Annotated in this window: 17 protein-coding genes; 6 read left to right on the forward strand and 11 right to left on the reverse strand. The window is 63.0% G+C overall.

Going from position 1 to position 19623, the window contains the following annotated elements:
- The first annotated feature begins 95 nt into the window (after positions 1-95).
- Together hfq and hflX are read left to right on the forward strand one after the other, a co-directional pair.
- Positions 96-335, forward strand: coding sequence for an RNA chaperone Hfq (gene hfq, locus GC1_RS01520; RefSeq protein ID WP_005611588.1), 240 nt, complete (start codon positions 96-98; stop codon positions 333-335).
- Positions 335-1606 carry a GTPase HflX gene (gene hflX, locus GC1_RS01525; protein WP_019296227.1) on the forward strand — a complete coding sequence of 424 codons (1272 nt, stop codon included), beginning with the start codon at positions 335-337 and terminating at the stop codon, positions 1604-1606. Before hfq ends, hflX begins: the two co-directional genes overlap by 1 nt.
- Positions 1607-1667: 61 nt before the next feature.
- On the opposite strand, the gene GC1_RS01530 is transcribed toward hflX, so the two are convergent.
- The gene (locus GC1_RS01530; protein WP_019296228.1) at positions 1668-4145 is read right to left on the reverse strand and encodes a penicillin acylase family protein; all 2478 of its coding nucleotides are present in this window, start codon (positions 4143-4145) and stop codon (positions 1668-1670) included.
- A 24-nt stretch (positions 4146-4169) separates the two neighbouring features.
- Between GC1_RS01530 and GC1_RS01535 the strand changes: the two genes are divergently transcribed.
- Positions 4170-5138 (forward strand): NAD(P)-dependent oxidoreductase, encoded by a 969-nt coding sequence (locus GC1_RS01535; protein WP_272946421.1) that lies wholly within the window; start codon positions 4170-4172, stop codon positions 5136-5138.
- Positions 5139-5230: 92 nt separating this feature from the next.
- Here GC1_RS01535 and GC1_RS01540 read toward each other — a convergent pair whose 3' ends face one another.
- Together GC1_RS01540 and hemB are read right to left on the reverse strand one after the other, a co-directional pair.
- Positions 5231-5806 (reverse strand): YSC84-related protein, encoded by a 576-nt coding sequence (locus tag GC1_RS01540; protein WP_019296230.1) that lies wholly within the window; start codon positions 5804-5806, stop codon positions 5231-5233.
- Positions 5807-5956: 150 nt separating this feature from the next.
- The gene (gene hemB / locus GC1_RS01545; protein ID WP_019296231.1) at positions 5957-6955 is read right to left on the reverse strand and encodes a porphobilinogen synthase; all 999 of its coding nucleotides are present in this window, start codon (positions 6953-6955) and stop codon (positions 5957-5959) included.
- A gap of 182 nt (positions 6956-7137) precedes the next feature.
- Here hemB and GC1_RS01550 point away from each other — a divergent pair, with 182 nt between their 5' ends.
- Positions 7138-7659: a hypothetical protein gene (locus tag GC1_RS01550; protein WP_019296232.1), complete on the forward strand. Its 522-nt coding sequence runs from the start codon at positions 7138-7140 to the stop codon at positions 7657-7659.
- A 42-nt stretch (positions 7660-7701) separates the two neighbouring features.
- Positions 7702-11154, forward strand: a complete 3453-nt coding sequence (gene mfd, locus GC1_RS01555; RefSeq protein ID WP_019296233.1) for a transcription-repair coupling factor — start codon at positions 7702-7704, stop codon at positions 11152-11154.
- A gap of 57 nt (positions 11155-11211) precedes the next feature.
- On the opposite strand, the gene GC1_RS01560 is transcribed toward mfd, so the two are convergent.
- The 4 genes from GC1_RS01560 to GC1_RS01575 form a co-directional block, all read right to left on the reverse strand.
- A complete protein-coding gene (locus GC1_RS01560) occupies positions 11212-12885 on the reverse strand; it encodes a tetratricopeptide repeat protein (protein ID WP_019296234.1) in 1674 nt (557 codons plus the stop codon).
- Between the two features lie 61 nt (positions 12886-12946).
- Complete coding sequence (locus GC1_RS01565) at positions 12947-14182, reverse strand: multidrug effflux MFS transporter (protein WP_019296235.1); 1236 nt, start codon at positions 14180-14182, stop codon at positions 12947-12949.
- 151 nt (positions 14183-14333) lie between these two features.
- On the reverse strand, positions 14334-14999 hold the full coding sequence (locus GC1_RS01570) for a DsbA family oxidoreductase (RefSeq protein WP_019296236.1): 666 nt from the start codon (positions 14997-14999) through the stop codon (positions 14334-14336).
- Positions 14996-16501, reverse strand: a complete 1506-nt coding sequence (locus GC1_RS01575; RefSeq protein WP_019296237.1) for a class I adenylate-forming enzyme family protein — start codon at positions 16499-16501, stop codon at positions 14996-14998. Before GC1_RS01575 ends, GC1_RS01570 begins: the two co-directional genes overlap by 4 nt.
- Before the next feature lie 64 nt (positions 16502-16565).
- Here GC1_RS01575 and GC1_RS01580 point away from each other — a divergent pair, with 64 nt between their 5' ends.
- Positions 16566-17189 carry a helix-turn-helix domain-containing protein gene (locus tag GC1_RS01580; protein ID WP_019296238.1) on the forward strand — a complete coding sequence of 208 codons (624 nt, stop codon included), beginning with the start codon at positions 16566-16568 and terminating at the stop codon, positions 17187-17189.
- A gap of 23 nt (positions 17190-17212) precedes the next feature.
- Here the strand turns inward: GC1_RS01580 and GC1_RS01585 are convergent, their stop codons facing one another.
- The 4 genes from GC1_RS01585 to GC1_RS01600 form a co-directional block, all read right to left on the reverse strand.
- Positions 17213-17404, reverse strand: coding sequence for a hypothetical protein (locus tag GC1_RS01585; RefSeq protein ID WP_443136559.1), 192 nt, complete (start codon positions 17402-17404; stop codon positions 17213-17215).
- Positions 17405-17576: 172 nt separating this feature from the next.
- Positions 17577-18233, reverse strand: a complete 657-nt coding sequence (locus tag GC1_RS01590; protein WP_019296240.1) for an aquaporin — start codon at positions 18231-18233, stop codon at positions 17577-17579.
- Positions 18230-18706, reverse strand: coding sequence for an arsenate reductase ArsC (locus GC1_RS01595; RefSeq protein ID WP_019296241.1), 477 nt, complete (start codon positions 18704-18706; stop codon positions 18230-18232). The genes GC1_RS01590 and GC1_RS01595 overlap by 4 nt, the downstream gene beginning before the upstream one ends.
- 21 nt (positions 18707-18727) lie before the next feature.
- On the reverse strand, positions 18728-19561 hold the full coding sequence (locus GC1_RS01600) for an arsenate reductase/protein-tyrosine-phosphatase family protein (protein WP_019296242.1): 834 nt from the start codon (positions 19559-19561) through the stop codon (positions 18728-18730).
- Positions 19562-19623: the final 62 nt, after the last annotated feature.

A 19623-nucleotide genomic window follows, 5' to 3' on the forward strand; every position in this document is an offset into this window, starting at 1 on the left:
TTCGGGTGGAAACTTATATTTTCTTTGTTCATACTGAATTTTAACGTGCGTGCTGGTCCGCAGCGCGTGGCAAGAACAAAGGCGAGATAATAAAAATGGCTTCGGACAGACAGAATCTTCAGGATGCCTTCCTGAATCACGTTCGCAAAACCAAGGTTCCGGTTACAATCTTTCTGATCAACGGGGTCAAACTGCAGGGTGTGATCACCTGGTTCGATAACTTCTGCGTGCTGCTGCGCCGCGACGGACAGTCGCAGCTGGTCTACAAACACGCGATCTCGACCATCATGCCGGCCCAGCCGATCAGTCTCTATGAGGGTGAAGACTCCAATTGATGGAGCATGACAGGAAGCAGACCCGCGCCTGGGTCCTGCATCCGGAAATCAAATCAGACAGCGGGCGCCGCGAGGCTGCTCCCGCGCTTGAGGAGGCCGTTGCGCTGGCAGCGGCCTTGCCCGATCTTGAGGTGATCGGATCAAACGTGGTGCGCCTGCCCAAGGCGCATCCAGGAATGCTGTTCGGCTCCGGCAAGATCGAAGAGCTGGCAGGCATCCTGAAGGCGAATGAAATTGAACTGGTCCTGATCGACGGGCCGGTTTCCCCCGTGCAGCAGCGCAACCTGGAGAAGGCCTGGAAGGTCAAGATCCTCGACCGGACCGGGCTGATCCTGGAGATCTTCTCCGACCGAGCAGCGACGCGTGAAGGCGTGCTGCAAGTTGAAATGGCGGCGCTCAGCTATCAGCGGACGCGGCTGGTGCGGGCCTGGACCCACCTGGAGCGCCAGCGCGGCGGCCTGGGGTTTGTCGGCGGACCCGGCGAAACCCAGATCGAGGCTGACCGGCGTGCCATCGACGACCAGCTGGTGCGGCTGCGCCGGCAGCTCGACAAGGTGGTGAAGACCCGGACGCTGCACCGTGCCTCCCGCGCCAAGGTGCCCTATCCGATCGTGGCGCTGGTGGGCTACACCAACGCCGGCAAGTCGACGCTGTTCAACCGGCTGACGGGCGCTGAGGTGATGGCCAAGGACATGCTCTTTGCCACCCTGGACCCGACCATGCGCCGGGTGCAGATCCCCGATGGGCCGGAGGTGATCCTGTCCGACACCGTGGGCTTCATCTCGGACCTGCCGACAGAGCTGGTCGCCGCCTTCCGTGCCACGCTGGAAGAGGTGCTGGCGGCGGATGTGATCCTGCATGTGCGCGACATCAGCCACGACCAGAGCGAAGAGCAGGCAGAGGATGTGGAGGCGATCCTGACGTCGCTGGGCGTGGATGAAAACCGCGCCCGGATCGAGGTCTGGAACAAGCTGGACCAGCTGTCTGAGGAAGAGGCGGACGCGCGCCGTCAGCGTGCTGAGCGCGAGGAAGGCATCCATGCGATCTCTGCTCTGACTGGTGAGGGGCTGGACGGACTGCTGGCCGACATTGCGGAGCAGCTGCAGGGCGTCCGGCACGAGGAATTGCTGCAGCTTACCTTCGCGCAGGGCAAGCAGCGGGCCTGGCTGTTCAAGGAGGATCTGGTGCAGCGCGAGGAGCAGACCGAGACCGGGTTTGACATCACCGTGCTGTGGACCGACCGGCAGAAGGCCAAGTTCGAAAGGCTGTGAAGCTTGCATCATTCAGAAAGAAAAACGGGCGCCGCAGCGCCCGTTTTTTATTGCCCCGTTATTATTGGCGGGGGGTGATCCGGGTGATGCCGACAGCCGCGGCGCGGGCCAGTTCTTCGTCCAGCGACATCGGGATGTACTCGCCCCGGCGCCACAGTTGGGCCATGTCGTCATAGTAACGCGACAGCGGATGGCCGGACTGGCCGGTGGCGGTGATGAAGACGGAACTGTCCGGATCGGCAAAGTCATAGACACCGCGGTAGCCGGCAGCGTGGATGTTCTGGAACGGGTCGGGATCCTTGCCGGAGCTTTTACCGCGCTGCAGCGTGTTGTCGCCGCCGCTGGTGGACTGGCGGATGTTCACGAAATAACGCAGCAGCGGCACGTCGCCCAGCACCGCATGGTCCTGCACCGCCTGATGCGCATCCCCCCAGCGCAGCGATTCCAGCGCATCGCCATAACGCTCCTCGATCCAGATCAGCGCGTCATCCAGTGCGAGGCGGGCCATGTCGGTGCAGGTCTCCTCCGGCGCGCTCTGGCGCACGTCGCACCAGGCGGCAGCACCGTCGACGTTGCGGAAGACGCGCTCGATGAACAGCGGCTCCACATGGCGGTAGGATTTGGCGACCGGTCCCAGCTCATCGGTGATCAGACGGGCCTGCAGCGCGCGCAGCCAGGCGGCGTAGATCAGCGGCTCCGGCAGATGCTCGTTCATCTCGCCGTTCCACTCTGACAGCAGGGTCAGGGCGATCTGGCGCTGGCGTTCGCGGGTGCCGGCCGGAGCGGCCTCGCCGGTGAACCACAGGTTTGCGCCGATCAGCGGCAGCAGGGTGCGCGCGGTGTAGGACACGGTGTCCAGCTGCGCCTCGATAAAGCTGTCGCGGGTATGCACCTCGCGGTTCTGCATCAGCTTTTCCCAGCGGTGGATGCGCTGGGTATCACCCCAGTCAAAGGAGACATGTTTGGGGAAGGGGCGGTCGAGGATCTTGTTGTTGGTGTTGCCCAGGATGCCGCCCGCGGGGCTGACGAATTCCGGGTTTTCAGCATAAGGCGCCTGGCCTTGCCAGCGGTTCTCCGGGCGCCAGCCCTGGCTGGGCATCCGCCCTTTGCTTTGGTGGTCTGCTTGGCGCAGCGGGAAGGCGCCAACGGTTTTCAGCGCGACTGTGTCCTTGTCCGCCAGCGTCAGGTTCTGCGCCGGGGCAACAAAATCTTCGCCTGCGATGATCGCCTCCTGCACAGAGGCGCTGCGCATCAGACCGATGGTCGCGCTCATCGAGGTGTCCCTGGGGCTGAGCACAGTCCAGCCGAGCGACACCACGTGGCCGGGCGGAGTGATTTCCGCCAGGTTGAACATGGAACCGGGCAGCACCGGGCCGTTGTCGGTCCAGCGCAGGGTCAGAGTGACGGGGGCCTCGTCCTTGATCTTGATGATTGAGGGGCGGGTGACGAATTTCTTGTAGCCGTCAACGCTCAGGTATTCCTGCGGATTTTCGGGGTTCAGTTTTTCAATGAACAGGTCCTGATCGTCCATGTAGGAGGAAGTGACCCCCCAGCCCAAGGTGTCGGAGCGGCCGGTGATCACCGCCGGAATGCCGGGGATGGTGCCGCCGATCACACCGCCGGTGCCAAGCTCCAGCCGCGCCAGATACCAAACACCCGGAGCGCTGAGGCCGAGGTGCGGGTCGTTTGCCAGCAGCGTTCCGCCCGCTGCCGAGCGGCTGGGCGCGGCGGCCCAGGCGTTGGAGGCGCCAGCGAGGCCGCGCGGGGCAACCGGGAACAGAAGACTATCATCCCCTGAGGGCTTTGAAGCCGCAAATTGCCGGGCGCCCGGTACCAATTCGGCGTATTCGGGCAGGGCGGTCACGCCTTTGCCGGGGGCGTCCGGCAGGATGTCCCGGATCCGGTCCGCATCATTCAGCGCCAGCGAGGTGCGGGCGCGCAGGATCTCTTCCCGCATGTGGCCCGAAAGCTGCAGCGCCATCAGCTTCATGATCGCAATGCTGTCGGCAGGCTGCCAGGGGGCTAGCGGCATCTGAAACAGGAACATTTCCGGCGCGCCGCGGCCCAATGCGTCCTCATTGATTTCCAGCAGCCGGGCGTTCACACCGTCGGCATAGGACTTGAGCGCGGCCAGCGCCTCAGGCGACTGCACTTCTACCGACTGCCGCGCCAGATTGTAGAGATCGAGGCGGCGCAGGTAGGTGTCGGTCTCCACCGTGCGGGTGCCGAAGATTTCCGACAGGCGTCCTTGTGCCGTGCGCCGCATCACTGCCATCTGCCACAGACGGTCCTGCGCGTGGGCGTAGCCTAGGCCGAAATAGACATCTTCATCGCTGGCACCGAAGCTGCCGAAGATATGCGGGACATTGGCGTTGTCGCGCACGATTTCGACAGGCGAGGAGAGGCCGGGCAGTGCCAGCTCCTTGTTGTATTCGGGCAGCGACTGCGAAGCCAGGTAATAGACCAGCGCGGCGGCCAGAACGCTCAGCAGAATCAGGCCCGCAGCAAGGCGCAGCAGCCAGCGGAAAAGAAGTCCCATCAGCGGTTGTTTTCCCTTGGGTTTTTGTCATTTCCAGCCGCATGGCAGATTGCGCCCCGCGGCGGCGGTGGTAGGGTTGGTGCCAACATATGCGAAGACAGATCAGGGGAAAAGCAGATGGCAAAAATCGCGTTTCTGGGGCTTGGCGTCATGGGCTATCCGATGGCGGGGCACCTGCAGGCCGCGGGCCATGAGGTCACCGTCTACAACCGCACCGAGGCCAAGGCCAAGGCCTGGGCCAAGGAGCATGGCGGCCACTTTGCGGCGACCCCGCGGGCAGCGGCCTCGGGCGCGGAGTTCGTAATGGCCTGTGTCGGCAATGACGATGACCTGCGCTCGGTCTGCCTGGGCGCTGACGGAGCGTTTGCCGGCATGGCCAAGGGCACGGTTTTTACCGACCACACCACTGTGTCGGCCAAGGTTACGCGCGAACTCTATGGCGCCGCGGCGGAACAGGGGATCGCGTTTGTCGATGCGCCGATATCCGGCGGCCAGGCGGGAGCGGAGAACGGGGTGCTGTCGGTAATGTGCGGCGGCGATGAGGATGCCTATGCGCGTGCGGAGCCGGTGATTGATGCCTATGCCCGCATCTGCCGCCGCATCGGCGAGAGCGGCGCCGGGCAGATGACCAAGATGTGCAACCAGATTGCTATTGCCGGTCTGGTGCAGGGCCTGAGTGAAGCATTGCATTTCGCGGAGAAGGCAGGGCTTGACGGGCGCGCTGTGGTCGAGGTGATCAGCCAGGGCGCGGCGGGCAGCTGGCAGATGGCCAACCGCTACGAGACCATGCTGGATGATCATTTCGAGCATGGCTTTGCGGTGGACTGGATGCGCAAGGACCTGGGCATCTGCCTGGACGCGGCAAATGAAACCGGCGCCAGCCTGCCGGTGACGGCGCTGGTCGATCAATTCTACAAGGATGTGCAGAAGATGGGCGGCGGGCGCTGGGACACCTCGTCGCTGTTCAAGCGGCTGCGCAAGCTGGACGGCTGACATGAAAGTGGCCTTTCCAATTGGAAAGGCCATGCCTCCAGCGAGGATATTTCAAGCCAGAAGAAAAGGCGGGTTCTGCCGCCTGTTTCCGCTTAGGGAATGATACGGGTGTATTTGGTGCCTTCCAGGGTGGCACCCACACGCAGGCCCGCCTGGGCAAAGACCACGGCCAGCACCGGCGAGGTCAGCGTATTGGTATCGGCCCGCAAAGACTCGCCTTCGTTCATGATGACAAACTCGGCATCGGCGCCAGCTGCCCAGCCCTGCGAGCGGCGGAAGCCGGACAGCGCGTCCTGGGTCATGAAAAACAGCACGTGGGCATATTGCTGGGCGCCGATTTGAATGCCGGCATTGCCCTTGTAGGTGGCGTAGTAGTCGACGGTCACATCATTGATCCGCAGCGCACCGCGGCCATAGGCGCCGCCAAAGACAAAGCCCGCCTCAGTCACCAGCGGCATCACCAGCATGCCGGAAGCCTTGTCCGCCAGGGTGCGGGTATTGGGGTACTGGTTGTACATATGGTTCAGCGTGGCATCGACACGGGCGTCGATGGTGGCTGCGTTTGTGTTGCCGACGCCGTTGCCGCAGGCGGCAGTCACGCCTGCGCCGGCCAAAGCGGTCAGGGCAAAACCGCGGCGGGTCATGCGGGTAGAGGAATTATCGCTCATTTTTCAGGTGCCTGTAATGAATTGCTCCAAGGCCGGTTTGGTCCGGCTCTGGGCAGGGTTATACGCGGAAAACCGCTGCCTGTCATCCGCTGCAAAGGCAGATATTGGCGGCTTCCCGCTGAAGTGATCATCACCGCCTGGCTTGGCGGCTCAGCCGTTCAGCAGACGCGCCGCGGCGGGAGCGAAGTAAGTGAGGATGCCGTTGCAGCCGGCGCGCTTGAAGGCCATCAGGCTTTCCATCATCACCTTTTCGCCATCCACCCAGCCGTTTTGCGCCGCGGCCTGGATCATCGCGTATTCACCGGAGACCTGATAGGCGTAGGTCGGCACGCCAAAGGCCGATTTCACCCGCTGGCAGATGTCCAGGTAGGCGATACCGGGTTTGACCATAACCATATCGGCGCCTTCCATCAGGTCGCGTTCGATCAGCCGAAGCGCCTCGTCGCTGTTGGCCGGGTCCATCTGATAGGTCTTCTTGTCGCCCTTCAGCGCGCCGGAAGCGCCGACCGCATCGCGGAACGGGCCGTAGTAGGCTGAGGCGTATTTGGCAGAATAGGACAGGATCGCCACATTGTGGTGTCCGGCTTGCTCCAATCCGGTGCGCATGGCGCCGATGCGGCCGTCCATCATGTCCGAGGGGCCGATGATGTCGGCGCCGGCATCGGCCTGGGCCAGGGTCATCTTGACCAGCGCCTCGACGGTGGCGTCGTTGACGATTTCGCCATTCACCACATAGCCGTCATGGCCGTTGATGTTATAGGGGTCCAGCGCCACGTCGGTCATCACCGCGATCTCCGGCGCCGCATCCTTAATGGCGCGGATGGCGCGGTTGGTCAGGTTGTCCGGGTTCCAGGCCTCGGCGCAGTCCTCGGTCTTGAGCGAGGCATCGGTGTAGGGGAACAGACAGATGGCGGGAATACCTAGTGCCTGGGCCTCCACCGCCGCCTCGGCAATCCTGTCGACCGAACGGCGCATCACGCCCGGCATTGAGGCAACCGGCTCCTCCTGGCCTTCGCCGTCGCGGACAAACACCGGCCAGATGAAATCAGACGGGGTCAGGGTGTTTTCCTGCACCAGGTTGCGGATCGCCTGGCTGGCACGGGTGCGGCGCAGGCGGGCGGCGGGAAAGGGCGCGACGGTGGGCTTCATGGCGGTCTCTCGTTTTGGCTGGCCCATGGGTGGCATGGAAGCCGCCCCGGGAACAAGAGGCACATTCGCCGCGCCGGGAAACTTGTGCGCCCTGCGGGCTTGCCTGCGGGCGCTTCCCGGTTGATATAGGGCCGGTTACAAGAAAAGGCCCCAAGGGCCGGCAGCGGCAGACGGGGGCTTGAGTGGATCTTCTCGAAATTATCTATGAGATGATTGACCTGCGGTCTTTCTCCAACCTGTGGTACTGGATTTCGCTGGCTGTCCTGTGGTCCTCTGCCAGCCATTGGATTCTGGGCGTTCCTTACGACATGGTCTACCGGGCGCGCCGCCGCGGCGGCCAGGCGGAGCGGGACCTGGAGGATATCACCCGGGTCAACGTGAACCGGATGCTCTATATCGCTGAGGTCTCGGGGCCGTGGATTGTGGCGCTGGCCTGTTTCGTGCTGTCGGCACTGGCGACGCTTGGGTTTGTGTATCTGATGGAGATCGCCCAGGCGGTGTTCCTGCTGGCCTTTCCGATGTCGGTTGTGGGGCTGATCAGCTTTTTCACCGCCCGCCGGATCGCGCGGGAGCAGGCCGCGGGGGAGGATCTGCGCAGGCGGCTGGCGTTTTGCCGTCTCTACATTCAGTTTGTCGGAACGGTCTCCATTCTGGTCACGGCGTTCTGGGGGATGTACCAGAACCTGGCAATCGGAGCCCTGTAAGACCCGGGGCCATCCCGGAGGAAGTCCCGGAAAGGAAACCGTATGACACAGCGTGCAATCACCATGGGCGGCGCGCCCGAAGGGTTTGACGCCCGGCTGATCCTGAAGGAAGTGCAGAAATCCGGGGCACCGGTGATGCATGTGGCCCGCGATGACAAGCGGATGGAGGCGATGCGCGCGGCATTGGCCTTCTTTGCGCCGGATATGCCGGTATTTGTGTTTCCGGGCTGGGACTGCCTGCCCTATGACCGGGTGTCGCCCAATGCGGACATCTCCGCGGCGCGGATGGCCGCGCTGGCGGCGCTGGTGCACCAGATGCCCAAGCAGTTCGTGCTGCTGACCACGCTCAATGCCGCCAGCCAGCGGGTGCCCGCGCGCGAAGTGCTGCGCGAGGCGGCCTTTACCGCCCGCGTCGGCTACCAGGTGGATGAAGATGCGCTGCGCAACTTCCTGGTTCGTATGGGGTTTTCCCAAAGTCCCACGGTGATGGAGCCGGGCGACTATGCCATTCGCGGTGGTATCATCGACATTTTTCCGCCGGGCGAAAGCGGCCCGGTGCGGCTGGACCTGTTCGGCGATGTGCTGGATGGCGCCCGCCGCTTTGACCCCGCCACCCAGCGCACCACCGAAAAGCTGGAAGTGGTGGAGCTTGCACCGGTTTCTGAGGTGATCCTGGACGAGGCGGCGATCACCCGGTTCCGCCAGAACTACCGGATTGAGTTTGGCGCGGCTGGCACTGATGATCCGCTCTATGAGGCCGTCAGTGCAGGGCGAAAGCACCAGGGGATCGAACACTGGCTGCCGTTCTTTCATGAGAAGCTGGAAACGCTGTTCGACTACCTGCCGCAGGCGACTGTCACGCTGGACGATCAGATGACGCCCGCGCGGCTGGCGCGCTGGGACAGCATCGAGGACCAGTACGGCACCCGCAAACACGCCTTGGAGCAAAAAGGGCGGATCGACACAGTCTATAAACCGACACCGCCGGGCTTGCTGTATCTGGATGATGCGGCATGGGAGGCAGCAGTTTCGGACATGCGGGTGGTGCAATTCCACCCGCTTCCGCAGGCCTCCGGTCCCGGTGTGGCGGATGCGGGCGGGCGCATCGGGCGCAACTTTGCACCGGAACGGCAGCAGGAAAACATCAGCCTTTTCGGTGCCTTGGCGGCACATATTAAGTCCCGGATGCAAGAGGGACCAGTCCTCATCGCCTCCTATTCCGAAGGCGCGCGGGAACGTTTGACCGGGCTGATCGAGGATGAGGGATTGGCTGAAGCGATTCCGCTGATGGATGGCACCCGCATCGGCAAATCCGGCCTGCATCTGGCTGTTTGGGCACTGGAACACGGGTTCGAAGCCCCGGACATGACAGTGATCGCGGAACAGGATGTGCTGGGCGACCGGCTGATCCGGGCGCCGAAGAAACGCCGCAAGGCAGAGAACTTCCTGACCGAAACCCAATCGCTGACTCCCGGCGATCTGGTGGTGCACGTAGACCACGGCATTGGCCGCTACAAGGGGCTGGAAGTGGTGACTGCAGCGGGCGCGGCGCATGAATGCATCCTGCTGGAATACGCCGAACAGGCGAAGCTGTACCTGCCGGTCGAAAACATCGAGCTTCTGTCCAAATACGGACACGACGAAGGGCTGCTGGACCGGCTCGGCGGCGGCGCCTGGCAGGCGAAGAAAGCCAAGCTGAAGGAACGCATCCGTGAGATGGCGGACAAGCTGATCCGCATTGCCGCCGAACGCGCCCTGCGCAAGGCACCGGTGATGGATCCGCCGCCGCACGCGTGGGAGGAGTTCTCGGCCCGCTTCCCCTATCAGGAGACCGACGACCAGCTGCGCGCCATCGAGGATGTGATGGAGGACCTGCACTCCGGCCAGCCGATGGACCGGCTGATCTGCGGCGACGTCGGCTTTGGCAAGACAGAGGTGGCGATGCGCGCGGCCTTTGTTGCTGCGATGTCGGGCCTGCAGGTTGCGGTGGTTGCGCCGACTACGCTGCTGGCGCGCCAGCATGCCGCGTCTTTTGCCGAACGGTTCCGCGGTTTCCCTTTGCAGGTCAGGCAGTTGTCGCGCTTTGTTAGCACCAAGGAAGCGAGCCAAACCCGCGAAGGGCTGGCCAAGGGCACCGTCGACATCGTGGTCGGCACCCACGCGGTGCTGGCCAAGAACATCAAGTTCCAGAACCTCGGTCTGTTGATCATCGACGAAGAACAACACTTTGGCGTGGCCCATAAGGAGCGGCTGAAACAGCTGCGCAGCGACATCCATGTGCTGACGCTGACGGCAACCCCGATCCCGCGGACCTTGCAGCTTTCCCTGACCGGAGTGCGGGATCTCTCGATCATCGGCACGCCCCCGGTGGACCGTCTGGCAATCCGCACCTACGTCAGCGAATTCGATACCGTTACGATCCGCGAGGCACTGTTGCGCGAGCATTACCGCGGCGGCCAGAGCTTCTATGTGGTGCCGCGGATCACTGATCTGCCAGACGTCGAGGCGTTCCTGAAGGCACAGCTGCCGGAGCTGACTTACGTGGTGGCTCATGGCCAGATGGCGGCGGGGGAGCTCGACGACCGGATGAACGCCTTCTACGACGGCAAATACGATGTGCTGCTGGCCACCACGATTGTCGAAAGCGGCCTCGATATTCCGACCGCCAACACCATGGTGGTGCACCGGGCTGACATGTTCGGCCTGTCGCAGCTATACCAGATCCGCGGCCGCGTCGGGCGCTCCAAGACCCGCGCCTATGCCTATCTCACCACCAAACCGCGCCAGCGGTTGACCCCGGCGGCAGAGAAGCGGCTGCGGGTACTCGGATCGCTCGACACGCTGGGCGCAGGCTTCACCCTCGCCTCGCAAGACCTTGATATCCGGGGTGCCGGCAACCTTCTGGGTGAGGAACAGTCCGGCCAGATGCGTGACGTTGGCTATGAGCTCTACCAGTCGATGCTGGAAGAGGCGATTGCCAAGATCAAGGCGGGTGAGATGGAGGGCTTGTCGGATGCCGACGAGCAATGGGCGCCGCAGATCAACCTGGGCGTTCCGGTGCTGATACCCGGGGATTACGTGCCGGATCTGGATGTGCGCCTGGGCCTCTACCGCCGCCTGTCGTCACTGTCGACCAAGGTAGAGCTGGAAGGCTTCGCGGCCGAGCTGATCGACCGTTTCGGAAAGCTGCCCAAGGAAGTGAACACGCTGATGCTGGTGGTCCGGATCAAGGCGATGTGCAAACGCGCAGGCATCGCCAAGATGGACGGCGGGCCGAAGGGCGCGACAATTCAGTTCCACAACGACAAATTTGCCTCGCCGCAGGGGCTGGTGGAGTTCATCCAGGGTCAGAACGGCCTGGCCAAGGTGAAGGACAACAAGATCGTCGTGCGCCGCGACTGGAAGAAAGATGCCGACAAGATCAAGGGCGCCTTTGCTATCGCACGCGACCTGGCGGAAAAGGTCGTGGCCGAGAAAAAGAAGGCGAAGGCTTGAGTTTAAGCGCCAAGGAAATTCGAATTTCCTTGGCAAATTTCTTCGCAAGAAATTTGCTCAGCCGCAGCAGGGGGTGGGCGTCATAGCTGCCTGAGCACAGAAACAGGAGGCGCCCACGGCCTGGTCAGCCCGCGCCAGCGCCAGGTCCAGCTGCTGTTTAATGTGCCTGATTTCAACGCTTTCGCCGCGGGCCTTCAGGCAATCATGCAGCCCCTTCAGGCTCCAGATATTGCCAGGATGCACAGAGGCGCGAGACAAGGTATCGTCCAGCCCAAGGTCCGCGCGATAGACGGCCTCGGCTTCCTCAGCGTGGCCCTGTTCGAACAGCAGCGCCCCCAGCGCGTGGCGGGTGGGCTGCATCCAGCCCCAGGGTTCGTCATAGGGCAGATTGTCGTCCAGCTCCGCCGAGCGGCGCAGGTGGGTGAAGGCCGCGTCATAGTTCTGCTTTCGGTATTCAATTTCCCCGCGCAGCATTTCTGATGCGATTTCAAGCAGATCAACGACCTTGTTGTTGTGCAGCCGGCGGCTGTCCGGCACCCGGGACTTGGCTGCCAGAAACAACTGCTCCTCCGCGTCAGCCTGTGCCACCCGGCCCGTCGCGGCATAGGCGATGGCACGCGCGTAATGGGTGTTGGCTGTCAAGGTGCAGTAAAGGTCCTGATCTTCCGGCAGCTCCAGCGCCATCGCCTCCTCCCAGCGCCCGAAGCGGACCAGGATATGCGGGTGCATCGCCAGGTAGCTCTCAAAGAAATCCGCAATGGGCGGGCTTTCGACCAGCAGCATTTCCGGCGGGGTGGTGTCCAGAATCCCCTGATTGGCCGCCAGCGCCGGTTCCAGCTGGCCCAGGAACATCGCGCCGTAAATAACGAAATGGTAGTTGTGCTGGCGGTAGCCGGTGTAGATGTTGAACGCGCCTTCGCGTTCATAGAATTTCAGGTCCGCCTCGGTCGCTTTCTGGTTCCAGTAAACCACACTGCGGTAGTCGCCGCACAGCACGTCGATATGGGTCGGCATATGCACCAGGTGACCCGCGTCCGGAACCAGTGTGCGCAGGGCATCGGCGGCCTTCAGCGCCTTTTCGGGCACGGGCGACATTTCCATCAGATGCACGTAGAGGTGCAGCAGCCCCGGGTGCTGCATCGCCGCCGGATCACTGTTCATCGCCCATTCCAGCACCTCCTGCGCCTCCAGCGTGGCGGCACCTTCGGCGGGCTCGCCGGTCTTCAGGTCCCACATCTTCCAGGGCGTCAGGTTCAGCAGGCTCTCGGCATAGACCGTGCGCAGGTCCAGATGATCCGGGCAGGCGGCAAAGGCCGTGCGCATCGCCTCGGCAAAGTCATAGTCCCAGGCGTGCATGTCCTCACCCGGCTCGCGCTGGGGATAGCGGGTTTGAATGGCGCGGATCAGCAGTTGTTCGGCCTCTGTACAGCCTTCTATGCAGGCCAGGGCGGATTGCGCCGCGTCAAAGGCTTCGGCCAGCGCTTCGGCCCGGCTTTTGGCGTCGCGCAGATCCCAGGGCAGGTTGTAATTCGGACCGGCCGCATAGGCAGCACCCCAATGGGCCATGGCGCAGTCCGGGTCGTGTTCCAGCGCGCGGCGAAAGCAGGCGATGGCTTCTTCGTGGTTGTAGCCATAGGTCCAGACCAGTCCCCGGTCGAACCAGAGCTGCGCCACAGGCGAAGCGGTTGTCACCTGGCAGGAATAACTGCCGAGATCGTAATCATAGCCCATGAAAAAAACCTCCCCATTCACATGGGAAGGTTAGGGAGCGGCCAGGTTGCGGGCAAGGCGCTTATTGGGCGGGCAGACGCGCCTCGGCCTTGGCCATTTGCAGCATCAGAAGGAAAGCAATGCAGGCCATAATCAAGAGACCTGCCGCCAGCGGCACCAGCGAGCCGTCAAACAGCAGCCCGACAGGTGCGGCAACGGCGGCAGCCAGAACTGTCGAGATCGCCCCGATCACCGACGCCGCCATGCCGGCGATATGGCCCATCGGCTCCATCGCCATGGCATTGAGGTTGCCGACCGTGGTGCCCACCATGAAGAAAACGCTGGCCTGCCAGGCCACAAACAGGCCGAACATCCACGGGTCCGGCAGGCTCCAGCCGCTGATCAGCAGCATCGCGCCAGTGATCAGGATCTGGGCGGCCAGCGAAACGGTGACAATGCGGCGCATACCGATCCGGACCACGATAGCCGCGTTCAGCAGGCTGGCGGTGCCGGAAATCACTGCGACCAGCCCGAACCACAAGGGAAAGCTGTCCGCGCGGCCAAAGATGATGTCGTAAACCGGCTGCACCATGGTCAGCATGGTGAACAGCATGCCCAGGCAGAGCGTCTGCACCATGATCGACAGGCGCACCGTCGGGTGAGTGAGCATCTCCTTGACCGCGGCCATCAGCAGCGGCGCGCGAAAGGCTCGGCGGTCGTTTACGGCCAGCGTCTCCGGCAGGCGGAGGCTGGTCCACAGCACAATGATCGCTGCAAACAGTGCAAACAGCAGGAAGATGGCACGCCAGCCGGACAGGGCGATAATGCCGGCCCCCATCAAGGGGGCAATGGCCGGAACAATCATGAAGATCATCATTGCAATCGACATCAGCCGTGCCATTTCGCGACCGGAATAAAGGTCGCGGACAACGGCAACGCCCACAATCCGCGGGCCGGCAGCACCGATCCCCATTAGCACGCGGGAGATCAGCAGAACCTCCAGCGAAGGCGACAGCCAGGCGGTCAGCGCGGCGAGGACATAAAGGGCGCATCCCGCAGCCACCACCGGCTTGCGGCCAAAGGCGTCCGACAGCGGACCGGTAAAGAAAGTGCCAAGCCCCATGCCCAGCACAAAGGACGTCAGCACCAGCTGCGCCCGGTTTATGTTGTCCGGGCTGAGCGTCTGGCCAATTTCCGGCAGGGCAGGCAGCATGGCGTCGATCGACAGCGCAATGGTGGCAAACATCATCGCAATCAGAGCGATGAACTCAGCCTTGGCCATGCCATGGGCCGGGTTGTGAGCCTGGGATTGGGACATCTGAAACCTCTAACAGCTCTTCAGATGGATCCGGGGAATGAGGCCGGTCTGGGAGCTGTTCGGTTCCGCTACCACAATCCTTCCTGCCGTGCTAGCGCCCGGCTGCACAGGTTGCTGTGCATAGTTGCGATGCTAAGTAATTTCCGCCCGCCTATTCGGTCTCTGCGGCCTTCAACTGCTGCAGGATGTCTTCAATCACCTGTTTCCACAGCTCCGGCGGCTGAGCGCCTGGCACTGCGTGCTGGTTGGCAACGATGAAGGTCGGGACCGAACTCACGCCCATTTTGCGGGAATGGGCGTCGCGGTCGCGGATGGCTTGCACATCGCTGTCGCCTTCCAGCAGGCGGGCGGCGACGTCCGCTTCCATGCCTGCCTCTTGCGCGACCTGCGCCAGAACTGCGTGGTTGCCGATATCCTTGGCGTCGACGAAATAGGCCTTGAACAGCCCATCAACGACCTGTGTCTGCTTGCCCTCAACCCCGGCCCAATGGATCAGCCGGTGCGCGTCCAGCGTGTTCGGGGTGCGCTGCATGGCTTCGAAATTGATCGTCAGCCCGGCCTTCTCGGCGTGCTCCACCACTGGGGCATAGGCCTTTACCGCACCCTCCTTGCCGCCGAACTTGCGCTCCAGGTATTCGCGCCGGTCCATGCCCTCGCGCGGCATGTCGGGGTTCAGCTGGAAGGGGTGCCATTCGATGACAAACGGATGGTCCGGCACCTCGGCCAGCGCTTTGTCCAAATGGGTCTTGCCGATATAGCACCAGGGGCAGATCGGGTCGGACAGGATGTCGAGCTTGACGGCGGGCATTTGGGTCATCCTTTGAACAGGGCGGGCAGGGCGCGGCGCAGCAGTTTCCCGTTGGCGCCAGTGGGCAGCGCGTCCAGGTGAACATATGCGCGGGGCTGCTTGTAGCGGGCCAGGCGTTCGGATGCAAAGGCCTGCAGGTCTTCGGTCTTCAACTCTTCGGGACCAGTATAGAAGGCGGCAATGATATAAGTGTCTTCCTTCACTTCAACCGCGGCGGCGCCTGCCTGGGTGATGCCGGGATGGGCGGCCAAGGCGGTCTCAACCTCAATCGGCGACACCCGGTAGCCGCCGGCATTCATCATGTCGTCGCTGCGTCCCAGATAGCGGATCTGGCCGTCCGCAGACATTGCCCCCTGATCGCCTGTCAGGAACCAGTCACCCTGATAGCGGGCCGCAGTTTCCTCCGGCGCACCCAGGTAGCCCAGCATCAGGCCGGGGTCAGACCGGTGGATGGCGATGGTGCCTTCCTCATCCACGGGAACTGGCCCCTCCATGCCGACAATCGCGACCCTGCGGCCCGGCTGCGGCTGGCCCAAGGCGCCGTCCTGCGCCGGGTGCGCGGGCGAGGAAGAGATGAAGGTCGAACACTCCGACATCCCGAAAGCCTCATAGAGGCCGCAGCCGGTGGCAGCCTCCCAGGCTTCGTGAAGATGGCGTGACAGCTTTTCACCTGCGCAAAGCCCGTGCCGCAGGTCCGGCAGGTCCAGCGCATTGCCGCTCAGGAACTTGCGGTAGACGCCAGGGGCCGCGGCAAAAATCGTGGCGCGGTGCTTCTGCAGCAGGGCAGGCAGGTCCTCCAGCGGCGTGCCGGGGGCCGGGATCAGCGCGGTGGCGCCTGCCGCCCAAGGGTCCATCAGCCCGGTGCCCAGGGTGTAGGTCCAGTTGAAGGCGCCGGCATGCAGAAGCCGGTCATGCTCTGTCAGCCCGTACCAACCGTCCACCATCATCTGCCGCGCCCAGACCGCCTGGTGGGCGTGCGCCACCGCACGCGGATTTCCGCTGGTGCCGGAAGTGTAGACCACATAAGCCAGCCGCTTAGGATCGCCCATGGCGTATTCGCACGGCGGCAATCCGTGCATGTCCAGCAGCGCCTCGGTGCTGATCTGTTTCGGGTGACTCGCACAAGCCACAGCCGGGTCGCGCAGCACCGCCGCCGGATCGAGGTCTGAAATCATCCGCGCGGTTTCCGCCTCTGTCAGCTGCGATGAGGTCGGCACCGGAATCAGCCCGGCGGCAATGGCGCCCAGATAGGCAACCGGAAACTCCACCGTATTCCCCAGCCGCATCAGCACGATGTCACCCGGAACCAGGCCAGCGCGCAGCATCCCGGTGCCGGTGCCGCGCACGGCGGCCTCCAGCCGGGCATAGCTCCAATCATCAGGAGCATCACCGTCAAGTACCGACAACGCGGTCTTGCCCGCCAGCCGCGCGGCATGGCGCAGCACATGGGCGGCAAGGTTGAAGGGCGAAGGACAGGGCGCAAACGGCCCCTGATCAAAAACCGACAGCATGGCAAAGGGCTAGCCCGCGCTGTGCTGCGTTGCAAGCTTCGCAGGTGCGGCTTATAGAGTTGTTATGAAAAGCCGCGATCCGAAATCCCTGATCACCATCGCCCGCGCGAACGGCGGCGACGATCAAGCAGAACCACTGGACCTGGGCGCCCGCGTGCGCGAGCTGCGCAAGGCGCGCGACTGGACGCTGGAGCATGCGGCCAATCAGGCCGGGCTGGCGCGTTCTACCCTGTCCAAGATCGAAAACGGCCAGATGTCACCGACTTACGAGGCGTTGAAGAAGCTGGCAGAGGGCTTGGAAATCTCCATTCCGCAGCTGTTCACGCCGCCGCAGCGGGACCAGGTGAACGGCCGGATGACGGTGACCAAATCCGGTGACGGTTCCGCCCATGCGACCGCGACATATGAGCACGAGCTGCTGGCCGACGGGCTCACACGCAAGCAGATGCTGCCCTACCGGGCGCGCGTGCGGGCGCGGTCGATGGATGAATTCGATGGCTGGGTGCGCCACGACGGCGAGGAATTCCTTTATGTGCTGACCGGGGTGGTCAAGCTGTATACGGAATTCTACGAGCCGGTGGAGATGCGCCGCGGCGACAGTGCCTACTACGACGCGGCGATGGGGCACAATGTCATTTCCGTCAGTCCCGAGGACGCGACGATCCTCTGGGTGACGTCACTGGCCTGACTGGCGGATACTTCCGGGAAGGATCAGTGCGGGCGGCCGTCCAGCTCTCTCAGCAGGCTTTCGATGTACAGGAAATCGTCCACCTCTTCCTTGGCTTCATTCATGGTGAGGTGATGCGTTCGCGCCAAATAGGCAACGAATCTGTCCCGGTCATCCAGTATTGACGGCGCGTTGCTGGCTTTCAGATGCGGAAAGCGCTGTTTGATGCGGGGCATCCTGTCAATCCAGCTGGCAGCTGCTGCTTGTACAGGCATTTGGGGGCACTCCCTGACAAACGGTTGTTTATGGTTCGCAGACCCTCATGGTAACACTTTTCGTGTCATTTTGTAACTTTCGCCCCAGGGTGCTGACCTGGGGCGGCTCATGTGAGCGGATTTTTGCTGATCTCTAGCTTTTCGCGAAGAGCCGTGGCAGCACCAGATGGCCGATGCCAACCGCAATCAGTTGCATCAGAATGAACATCGGTATGTGGCCGGGATAGATGCCGGCAAAGGTGTCGCTGAAGCCGCGGGCGATGGTCACCGCCGGGTTGGCAAAGCTGGTCGAGGAGGTGAACCAATAGGCGCCGGTGATGTAAAGGCCAACCAGCGCAGGCACCGCGTCGGGCCGCGAGCGGAGGCCGCCGAAGATCACGAACAAGAGACCGAAGGTGGCCAGGATTTCGGAAAACCATTGTGCGGTACCGGTCCGGTGCATGGTGGCGGAGCTTTGCAGAATTGCAAGATCGAACATCACGTGGCAGGCCCAAACGCCGAGGATGCCGCCGCCGATCTGCACTATGACATAGGGGGCGACAGCGCTCCAGGAATGCTCGCCGCGCAGGGCAAAGGCCAGCGTCACCGCCGGGTTGAAATGGGCGCCGGAAACGGGTCCAAGCGTGGTGATGATGGCATAAAGCATGCAGCCCGTGGCGATGGCATTGGCCAAGAGTGCCAGCGCTACATTCCCATCCGCCAGCGTCTCTGCCATGATGCCGGAGCCGACGACGCCGATCAGCAGCATGGCGGTGCCCAGACCCTCGGCCAGCAGTTTCTGCGCGGTCATGCGATCTCTCCGATCCGCTTGAGCTGTTCGGAAAGTTCCGCTGGCTGCATGTTTTCAAACGGCAGTTCCAGCAGGGCCTTGGCACGCTTCTCCAGCGTGATGTAGGCAGTGCGGAATGCCTTGTCCCACTCCGGCTGATCTGCCGCTGCCGGGTCTTCAACCCCCCAATGGGTGCGCACGGGGGCACCGGGCCAGATCGGGCAGGTCTCGCCAGCGGCAGACGCGCAGACTGTGATCACGATGTCCATTTCCGGCGCATCCGCTTCGGCGAACTCGTCCCAGCTCTTGGAGCGGGCACCGGAAACGTCGTGGCCCAGCTCATTCAGCAGCACCAGCGACTGCGGATGCACCTTGCCGGTGGGATTGGATCCCGCCGAATAGGCGCGGGTTCGGCCAGCGCCCAGCGTGTTGAAAATCGACTCCAGTAGAATGGAGCGCGCGGAATTGCCGGTGCAAAGGACCAGGATGTTCATGTTATATGTCCGTGCTTTCGTTTAGTCGGATGAGTTCAGGCGGCCGATATCGTCAACCTGATGCTGAAGCGACATGCGGTCGAGTGTTTCAAAGGGCAGCGCCGCAAAGGCTCTGATCCTGTTTCTGAGCAGCCCATAGGCCTGCTGGAAGGCAAGGCGGCGTTCGGCATCGGTGCCTTCGGCCTTGACCGGGTCTGCGAGGCCCCAATGTGCGCTCATCGGCTGGCCGGGCCAGGCCGGGCATTCCTCATTGGCGGCGTGGTCGCAGACGGTGAAGATGAAATCCATCTGCGGCGCGTCCGGGCCGGAAAACTCATCCAGATCCTTGGAGCGAAGGCTGCTGGTGTCAATCTCCTTGGCCTGCAGCAGGGCTATCACTTCAGGGCGTGGTCCCGGCGATGGCCGCGTTCCGGCAGAGAAGGCGCGGAACCTGCCGCCGCCCTCGGAGTTCAGAATAGCCTCGGCCAGCAGGGAGCGGGCAGAGTTACCAGTACAGATAAACAGGACATTAAACGGGCGTTCAGTTGTCGGCATGGTTTCCACTTCACTGGTGACAGGGGTACAGATATCGGGCCGGTTCTGGCAGCAGCCGGTCAAAAGGCTGTCGAACATGCCGCGAAGGCCCGGCAGGTTGGCGGCATACATCAGCGAGGTGCCGGTGCGCTGCTGGGTGATGAGGCCGGCCTGCTTAAGGGCAGACAGGTAAGCTGAGGCAGTGTTTGCCTTGAACTCCAGCGCCTGCGCAATTTCACCCGCCGGCACGCCGTCCGGGTATCGGCGCATCAGCAGCCGGAACAGCGCCAGCCGCTTCGGGTGCGCCAGAGCGGCGAGTTTATCTGACAGTTCTATTTCCATATTTCGCGAAATACGGAAATAGATAGCTGCTGTCAACAGGCTTGGTGGTGTGCGCAGAACCG

This window comes from Leisingera sp. ANG1, from assembly GCF_000203975.2.
GTDB lineage: Bacteria > Pseudomonadota > Alphaproteobacteria > Rhodobacterales > Rhodobacteraceae > Leisingera.